The sequence below is a fragment of the Lactobacillus taiwanensis DSM 21401 genome (assembly GCF_001436695.1).
In the GTDB taxonomy this organism is placed as follows: Bacteria; Bacillota; Bacilli; order Lactobacillales; family Lactobacillaceae; genus Lactobacillus; species Lactobacillus taiwanensis.
Genome location: NZ_AYZG01000025.1, coordinates 1 through 3,909, shown reverse-complemented (window position 1 = coordinate 3,909; position 3,909 = coordinate 1). Strand labels below are relative to the sequence as shown.

Here is a 3,909-nt window from a genome sequence, read left to right as displayed (position 1 = left end):
CTCATGCTTACTGAGTTACTTAAGCTCTCACTCATACTTACTGAGTTGCTTAAGCTGTCACTCATGCTTACTGAGTTGCTTAAGCTTTCGCTCATGCTTACTGAGTTGCTCAAGCTCTCACTCATTGATACCGAGTTAGATAAGCTTTCACTCATTGATACTGAGTTACTCAAACTTTCACTCATACTTACTGAGTTACTTAAACTTTCACTCATCGATACCGAGTTACTTAAGCTCTCACTCATGCTTACTGAGTTACTCAAGCTTTCACTCATTGATACCGAGTTAGATAAGCTTTCGCTCATACTTACTGAGTTACTCAAGCTCTCACTCATACTTACTGAGTTACTCAAGCTGTCGCTCATGCTTACTGAGTTACTTAAGCTCTCGCTCATACTTACTGAGTTGCTTAGGCTGTCACTCATGCTTACTGAGTTACTTAAGCTTTCGCTCATGCTTACTGAGTTACTTAAACTTTCGCTCATTGATACCGAGTTGCTTAAGCTTTCACTCATGCTTACTGAGTTGCTCAAGCTCTCACTCATGCTTACTGAGTTGCTTAAACTTTCACTCATTGACACTGAGTTGCTTAGGCTCTCACTCATACTTACTGAGTTACTTAAGCTGTCACTCATGCTTACTGAGTTACTCAAACTTTCACTCATGCTTACTGAGTTGCTTAAGCTTTCACTCATTGACACTGAGTTACTCAAGCTTTCGCTCATACTTACTGAGTTACTTAAGCTTTCGCTCATACTTACTGAGTTGCTTAGGCTGTCACTCATTGACACTGAGTTACTCAAGCTGTCACTCATACTTACTGAGTTACTCAAACTCTCACTCATCGATACTGAGTTACTTAAGCTTTCGCTCATTGATACCGAGTTGCTTAAGCTTTCACTCATGCTTACTGAGTTACTCAAGCTGTCACTCATGCTTACTGAGTTGCTTAAGCTTTCGCTCATACTTACTGAGTTACTTAAACTTTCACTCATGCTTACTGAGTTGCTTAAGCTCTCGCTCATTGATACCGAGTTACTCAAGCTGTCACTCATGCTTACTGAGTTACTCAAGCTCTCACTCATACTTACTGAGTTGCTTAAGCTCTCGCTCATACTTACTGAGTTACTCAAGCTCTCACTCATACTTACTGAGTTAGATAAGCTTTCACTCATACTTACTGAGTTGCTTAAACTTTCACTCATACTTACTGAATTACTTAAGCTATCGCTCATGCTTACTGAGTTACTCAAGCTGTCACTCATTGATACTGAGTTGCTTAAACTCTCACTCATGCTTACTGAGTTACTTAGACTTTCACTCATACTTACTGAGTTGCTTAGGCTATCGCTCATGCTTACTGAGTTACTTAAGCTTTCACTCATACTTACTGAGTTGCTCAAAATCTCACTTTGTGATACGGAGTTACTTAGACTTTCACTTAAAGATCTTGAACCGTTTCGTGACAAGGATTGACTAGTACTTCTAGAAATACTTTCTACAAATGATGTTGAAACACTTTCTGATGTACTTATAGAGTACGATATACTTTCAGAATGTTTTGATCCACTCATATATTCAACTTGAGTAGTTCCATTCTTATTAATATTATTCATTACACTAGCAACTGATGCTTTACCGTTATTTTGTTCACCAATTGTAGTTCCGACGCTATAGGTAGTCCCATTTACACTACTTTGATTATTTGTAAAATAATTTGATTCTCTAGTTATACCATCGTTAGTTACTATGACATTAGTGTTAGTGGCATCTACAACAGCATTACTATCTGTAGCATACGTAGTACCACTGCTTGTATTTAAAACTACATAATCTGGATCATCAATGTTAACTACATTTTCCGATCCTCCAAAGTAAATATTTTGATTACCAGAAAATTTGGTGGCTGTTCCAGAATTAAAGGTAACTATATTATTTGAACTTCCACTAGCAAAATAAATATTTGCTCCGCTAGTACTCAAGTTAATGTATGAATTTTCACCAGCAATAAACCTACCGTTGCTATTAGTTAAGGCAATATTCCCAACATTATTCCAGATCTGACCACCAGAATAGCCACTATAAGTATTATTGATTTCTAAAGTAGCATTTTTACCAACTTCTACAGCATGTTCTCCATTATTTGCTAACATTGCAACATCATATGGTGACATACTATTATTAATAATCAAACTTGCATCGTCATCAACGATTAAATCATTTCCAGCATAAATTAAAGTACCATATCCAACGAAATTAGCTGAGCTTGTGTAATAAGTATTGCCATTATATTGGTACGAACTTACACCATCAATGGTAGTATGTCCTTGAACTTCAAAAGTTTTTAAATAGCCACTTGGAGCAAAAGTATCAGCCATAACTGCTGCACCGCCGGTAGCATGCACATTATCATATATTAAGGTCTCTGCTCCTGAACCAGTAAGAGCAAAGCCACCTCGCTCATTAGCTGTATAAAGATTAAGAGATTTAACAATTGTCGTCGTTTTACTTGAAGTAGAGTCATTAAGCCAGTTATTAAGCCAAATACAATTGTCTCCTAAGTTAAGATCGTGACCTTTACCCTCAATAGTAAGATTACGTGGTGGAATTTGAAGATCTCCCATTCCAGATTGACCTAAATCAATATTATCGGTCAATCGAATAAGACTAATATTTGAATTGTTAAGTGCAGTTTGAAATTCAGTTCCATTACTTACTTCAGCCGTGTTTTCATTAACTCCAGTATTCGCTTGGTCTACACTAGCAAAAACATTATTCAAATTTAATTTATTGATTGACTGGCTTTTGCTATCAGTCGTATTTTTATTAAAAACAACTGGTATTTGAGGGGCCATTTCAATAATTTGTCCATTACTTAGGCTAAGACTATTTACATTATTAATACTATTTTGTTTTTCCAAAATAGTATTAGAGGACACTCTAGTATAGTTTGTTTTTCCTAAATTAGTATTATTATTGTCATGTGAAATACTAGAAACTGTTTCACTTGTTTTTTCATGATTTGATAAACTTTTACTATCTCTAAGATGTGACTGAGATACTTTTCTTTTTTCCGAACCCAAAGATGCTTTTTTTACGTGAGAATTATTTAATGAGTGAAGTTCAGATGTACTCTGAGAATAACTCAGTGATTGTTTTAAAGATGTAGATGTACTTTGAGAACGACTTAATGATTCTTTCAAAGAAGAAGAAGTGCTTTGAGATATCAATAAACTTCTCGAATTAAAATTAGATATACTTTGTGCTTCGGAATTACTAATACTTACTTCTTTTCCCTTTGACTTACTGTTTATTTTATTATTTGCATCTATTTGAGTACTAGTAGACACAGAGCCAACGATTTGTGATTTAGGATCAACAGAATTTTTTGCAGCATATACTCGATCATTTAGAAAAATAGCTGGTCCACCAATACCAGTTCCTAAAATTGCTGCTAATCCAGCCAGTTCTTTAAAATAAACGTTTGGATCATCTCCATTTTTTAGTTCATTAGGATCTATATACTTATTTCCTTGTTTCTGATTCTTTCTTAAATTTTCTTTTCTCATACCTATTCCCTAATTTGCATATTAAATTACACCAAATATTAATATTAATAATTCATTACATACACAAGTTATTTTTATTTGATATAATAAATCTCTTAAATACTAGTTTTATCGTTTATTAAAATGAATTTATATAATCATCAATACGTTTTTACATAACTAATGTAATACATGTAACATAACAAATCAACGATAATGTAATTTTTACTAAGTTTAAACTAAAAATAATATATGTGTCTAGAAAAATTTAAAATAAAAAACACTGATAATCATCATCACGATAATGATATAGTCCTACTTTAGTAGACAGTACAAATATATAAAGTACTATCTATGAAAG

The 3,909-nt window shown here is 33.9% G+C and carries 1 protein-coding gene and 1 pseudogene; one reads left to right on the top strand and one right to left on the bottom strand.

Annotated elements, in window-relative coordinates:
• Positions 1-1,476 (top strand): hypothetical protein (locus FD18_RS09735; RefSeq protein ID WP_162257030.1); only part of this gene is annotated, 1,476 nt, incomplete at its 5' end.
• A gap of 920 nt (positions 1,477-2,396) precedes the next feature.
• Here the strand turns inward: FD18_RS09735 and FD18_RS10415 are convergent.
• A pseudogene (locus tag FD18_RS10415) lies at positions 2,397-2,855 on the bottom strand (pectate lyase-like adhesive domain-containing protein); the annotation flags it as partial.
• Between the last annotated feature and the right edge of the window lie 1,054 nt (positions 2,856-3,909).